The sequence below is a fragment of the Segetibacter koreensis DSM 18137 genome (assembly GCF_000374045.1).
Lineage (GTDB): Bacteria > Bacteroidota > Bacteroidia > Chitinophagales > Chitinophagaceae > Segetibacter > Segetibacter koreensis.
Window position 1 is genome coordinate 1 of record NZ_KB893356.1, and the last position, 5,028, is coordinate 5,028.

Here is a 5,028-nt window from a genome sequence, read left to right on the forward strand (position 1 = left end):
AGAAGTACCCGAAAGAAAAACAAATGCGGGTGCACAAAAATGCGTTATCCATCTTGTAAAAAATAACTGCGGAGTAGTTGTATCAAGATTGGTGGGCGAATCTGTGGATGCAGTTACGTGTAAAAAATCACGAACATGGTCCAGCGCCATTATAAGCATTACAATTCCCCGCAACATATCAATNNNNTGTATGCGTTGCTTTGGTTGAACTATAGTAGTACTCATAAAGCAGGTTAAGAGTCCTAATTTACGTTTTAATATTCACGCTTTCAACTTGTTGTTGTACATCACCAAACATATTGTCATTCTTTGGCTGGTTAAGCTATTTGTGTTTGGTATTTATAAAACAGGCGCACCCTATCTACTCCACCCTTTAACGCTATTCCTTGTAAGGTTTTGTTTAAAGAGCAGTCTTTTGATTATAGTTTCGCATCCAATCCAGAACACAGAACGCCGTTGGAAGATGTTTACTTACAAAGAAATCCTTGCCCGTGATAAAGCTTTTTTAGACATCAGCTGATTAAAAGACTAATTGCTTGGCGACATAGGTAACCTTCGTGATCGTAATGTATTAGCAGAGGAGATAGCGGAAAATTTGGAGAGTGCGCTGGGGAGTAATGAACGCAGTAATCCCTCTTTGAAATTACATCCTGCAGATTTGATCTTACCTATTCATTTAAGTTCGAAATCTCATCTCTCTTTTCTTAATAAAAAATTAAATGCCTGTTATACGTATATTTAAAAAGTATACGTACATTGGAAGAAATTTGAGCCATGACCGTTAAACTGACTTTAAGTATAAATGAAGAAATCGTAAGGAAAGCAAAACGCATTTCTTTCAGACGCGGTAAAAGCGTAAGTAAACTAATTGAAGAATATATAAATTCATTACCGGAGAAAGACGATGCAGAAGAAAACGCAGTTGATAAAATCAAAAAAATAATGCAAGGAAAAGTTACCGAGCCTCAGGTCGATTGGAAAAAAGCTAAAGAAGAAGGTTTAAACGGTAAGTATGGCATATAAAGTATTTATTGATACTAATGTTTTTCTCGATGTTTTTCTTGAAAGGACAGCTAACTGGAAAGATTCTGAATTGATATTGCGACAAGCGGCAACAGAACAAATTAGCCTGTTTACTTCAGCTAATAACCTGGTCAATATCATTTATGTACTTCGCAAGCAAGCACTGAAAAACTTCGAAATCATTGAGGTCTTAGAATTAACCCTTACTTATACCCAACTGGTTAATACCTCAAACGCATCTTTTCGCCAGGCTCTAAGAGCAGGGTTTGATGATTTAGAGGATGCCGTTCAATATTTTACTGCAATTGAAGTAAAAGGAATAAATTATTTTGTAACTTCTAATATTAAAGACTACAAGAAAGCAATAGGTCAATTACCGGTTGTCACGCCCAGCCAGTTTCTAAAATTAAATAAAAAGTAAACTGATAGAGAACACCAAGAATTAAGAGGGGAGATTACCGGTTAAATAACTGCAATCGCTTTTTGTACCTTTTCAACCGTTTTTTGTGGACCTTATTTGTACCCTGATAATTTAACTAATTGACTTTCAGATGCTGTTACTTTCTGTATCGGCAAATAAATCAGCAAATAGAGATAGATATTTAGCTTAAAATGAAGGTGTTGAAACGATTCCAATTTAAAAACAAGCTTTTGGCCTATTGTGAGAGCGTTAATAACCAACTGATAAAGTGTTTGCTGGCCTTGTCTATTCTGCCGGGACAAACAGTCCTCTTTTAAAATGGCTAACCGAGGCTAGTGAATCAGATGAAGCCTACTTTCCATGATATCCGCTTTAGAAGTTGTAGCGAAAACTATACAAACAAATGCGTCTGATCAAATTGTGGAACTGGATGTATCAACTCTTGTTAGTGGAATATACACCCTAAAAGTGGTAACTGGAGATAAGGTGATGCATCAACAATTTGTAAAGTTGTAGAGAGCTCAGCAACCTTTTTAAAAAATAATCACTCTTATTCTTGGTTTTTCATAGAATATTGGATAAAAACGGGGCGGGATTTCTATCTCAGCCCCCTTTTCTTTACCAGGCGACAAAATTCCATTTACCCTTCCAACTTTTATATCATTTTAAAAATCACATAAATATGTGGTTGGACGGGTTGAAAAAAAGTCTACATTAGCAAATCTAAGTTCAACCATTGACTGCTAACCAGAATCCCGAACAGCTTGTCCGCGACCAAATTGACAAAATGCTTCTCGCATCGGGTTGGCTGGTGCAATCTAAAAAACAAATTAACCTTGCTGCCGCTGTTGGTGTTGCCGTTCGAGAATACCACACAGACATTGGTCCTGCTGATTATATCCTCTTTGTAAATAAAAAACCGTTGGTGTTATAGAAGCCAAACGTGAGGAAGAAGGTGTTCGGCTTACTGTGCACGAAGATCAGTCTGCCGATTATGCAACTGCAAAGCTCAAGTACATTATCAACGATCCATTGTCTTTTGTTTATGAAAGTACAGGTGAAGTAACTCGTTTTACTGATTACCGTGATCCCAAACCCCGTTCAAGGCCTGTGTTTACTTTTCATCGCCCAGAGACATTAGAGGTTCTGATAAGAGAGACAAAAACGTTACGAGCAAAGGTTTTTGATATACCTGTTTCACCTTCTTTCTCCTCCCCAGAAGGGGGAGGCAGGGTGGGGGCTGGCTTAAGAGATTGCCAGGTAACCGCCATCAATAATTTAGAAAAGTCATTCAGGGAAAACAGGCCAAAGGCACTGGTACAAATGGCCACTGGTTCAGGTAAAACCTTTACTGCCATTACCAGTATTTATCGCTTATTAAAGTTTGCCAAGGCAAAACGCATTTTATTCCTTGTAAATACCAAGAACCTTGGTGAACAGGCAGAGCAGGAATTCAGGCGGTTTGAACCGCAGGACGACAACCGGCTCTTTCCGGAGTTATATGGCGTTACAAGGTTAAGCAGTTCTTTTATTCCTCACGATAGCCAGGTGTATATCAGTACTATTCAAAGGTTGTATTATAGCCATCCACTGGAAAAGAAACCAGGCATGAGCCTCAAGGAAGTGTTGGAAAGAATACACTTAGGCGATACCAGCGAAGACATGTTGACCACCTTAGCCAATCGCCTTATCCGTTTAGATAAACAGATCAACGAAAAGGAAAAGATGAGCTTTGCCGAAAAAGCAGGCGGGCAAACCATCAATCATGTAGTAAAGGAGTTGTTGAATGCATATGACGCAGATACGGTAGAAGGTGTAAGGTGTAAGGTTGAAGGTGAAAACCCGGGAGCATCACCAGAACAAATAAACTCACTACTGACAACTCACCACTCACAACCAATTGAAAAGGCTACAGCGGTATTCAACGACCCTGATCTTCGCAACTATATTATTGACATTCGTAAAAAATACGACCAGGTTATTGATACTATTAATCCCGATGAAATAGTAAACATTGGTTGGGTAAAGGATAACAAAGCTGCTGCTGAAAATACAGTTCACGATTTTAAAGCATGGATAGAACAACACAAGACAGAGATAACGGCATTGCAAATATTTTATGCTCAACCTTACCAAAGGCGTGAGTTGAGTTATAAGATGATTAAAGACCTGGTAGAAACTATTAAAACAACTAAGCCTGTTCTTGCTCCTTTGCACGTATGGCAGGCATACAACCAACTTGAAAAGGTAAAAGGCCAGCCAAAGAACGAATTAATTGCATTGGTATCGCTCATACGTAAAGTAAGTGGAATGGATGCTATCCTTACCAGTTTCGATAAAACGGTAGATAAGAATTTCCAGGACTGGATCTTTAAGAAACAGGCAGGCACACTCAAGTACACCGAAGAACAGGTACAATGGCTGCGGATGATAAAGGATTACATAGCCAACTCGTTTCACGTAGACAGGGATGATTTCGAACTCGACCCTTTCAACAAGCAAGGCGGGCTGGGTAAGATGTGGCAGTTGTTTGGCGAACAAACGGATGAAATTATTAATGAATTAAATGAAAGTTTGGTGGCATAATACCCGTCATTGCGAGGAGGCACGACGAAGCAATCTCCTAAACCGAAGCGGGGTGTTTTTATGAACCAAACTGCATTGCTACTATGAAACAGCCGTTGCGTCGCACTCTTGTACTGAAGTAGTTGCTTCAGCAGAAGAAACAACCTTGATTATTTTAATCAAACATTGTGTTATTAGGGTTAAGAGAAAGCTGTTCAGGATGGAGTATTGATACCTTAATGTTTTTGAAATAGAAACGAAGATCACAAACTAAAACTCATGAGAGAAATTCTTATAAATCAAACGTTATAGTTTGAGCAATAAATACATACACCTTTTCATCTAATAGTACAATTTTGAACAACATGAAACTAATTTTCACCTGGATTGAAGCCCATCAGGCAATTGCAGAAAAACTTCTTGGTTATCGAGACAATCAACTTGAGCTAATTGAAATTTTAAAACAAGCTGGGGTGGATGGTTTTAATGATGAAGACGTTGAAGATAATAAAGTACCCTTAACAGAAATTGATCCTTTTACTTTTTTTAGTTATATCTATAAACATGGCCCCTTAAGGAACAAGCTGGTATTAAGGAAGGTTTGTGAAGTAATGAATATAGCTATTGAAGTTAAGGACATATGCGGAGTTCCTTCTTCTGACGCAAGAAACGTGTGGTATTTTCCATACAAACATGGTCGTAATAATAATGAGATAAATCGCCTGTGGAGTTTTTTTGAAAGGCTACTTAGCAATAATATTCTGACTAACGTTTTATAAGCAGTTGAATTGCAGCCCTAATTCATCAGTCTTTATATCAAACTTATGAATAAGCTTTCTCATTTCCTGCACTTTTCTTTTGCGCTTTTGATCTAAGAATTCATAGCCGTGTTCGTTGTTATATGGTTGCTTTTATCACCATATTCCATATAATCACTGCCAGCTTTCTTGCTGTTGCACTGATCGCTGACACTCTTCCTTTTCGGTAGTTGATCCGGTTGAAAAAATTGGAAAGCGGTG

7 protein-coding genes are annotated in these 5,028 nt (G+C 38.2%); 6 read left to right on the forward strand and 1 reads right to left on the reverse strand.

Annotated elements, in window-relative coordinates; translation table 11 throughout:
* The coding region (locus B154_RS29385; protein ID WP_026260396.1) for a heparan-alpha-glucosaminide N-acetyltransferase domain-containing protein at positions 1-225 on the reverse strand (225 nt) is incomplete at its 3' end.
* 549 nt (positions 226-774) lie between these two features.
* Here B154_RS29385 and B154_RS29390 point away from each other — a divergent pair.
* The 6 genes from B154_RS29390 to B154_RS0121315 all read left to right on the forward strand — a co-directional run bounded on the left by B154_RS29390 (position 775) and on the right by B154_RS0121315 (position 4,788).
* Entirely contained in the window at positions 775-1,023 is a 249-nt protein-coding gene (locus B154_RS29390) for a DUF6364 family protein (RefSeq protein ID WP_018616386.1), read from the forward strand.
* The gene (locus tag B154_RS0121295; RefSeq protein ID WP_018616387.1) at positions 1,013-1,444 is read left to right on the forward strand and encodes a type II toxin-antitoxin system VapC family toxin; all 432 of its coding nucleotides are present in this window, start codon (positions 1,013-1,015) and stop codon (positions 1,442-1,444) included. Before B154_RS29390 ends, B154_RS0121295 begins: the two co-directional genes overlap by 11 nt.
* Positions 1,445-1,804: 360 nt before the next feature.
* Positions 1,805-1,960, forward strand: coding sequence for a T9SS type A sorting domain-containing protein (locus B154_RS31605; RefSeq protein WP_018616388.1), 156 nt, complete (start codon positions 1,805-1,807; stop codon positions 1,958-1,960).
* A 220-nt stretch (positions 1,961-2,180) separates the two neighbouring features.
* Positions 2,181-2,378: a hypothetical protein gene (locus B154_RS33480; protein ID WP_026260345.1), complete on the forward strand. Its 198-nt coding sequence runs from the start codon at positions 2,181-2,183 to the stop codon at positions 2,376-2,378.
* A gap of 35 nt (positions 2,379-2,413) precedes the next feature.
* Positions 2,414-4,030, forward strand: coding sequence for a type I restriction-modification enzyme R subunit C-terminal domain-containing protein (locus tag B154_RS0121310; protein ID WP_026260346.1), 1,617 nt, complete (start codon positions 2,414-2,416; stop codon positions 4,028-4,030).
* A 344-nt stretch (positions 4,031-4,374) separates the two neighbouring features.
* Positions 4,375-4,788, forward strand: a complete 414-nt coding sequence (locus tag B154_RS0121315) for a hypothetical protein (protein ID WP_018616389.1) — start codon at positions 4,375-4,377, stop codon at positions 4,786-4,788.
* Positions 4,789-5,028 lie beyond the last annotated feature (240 nt).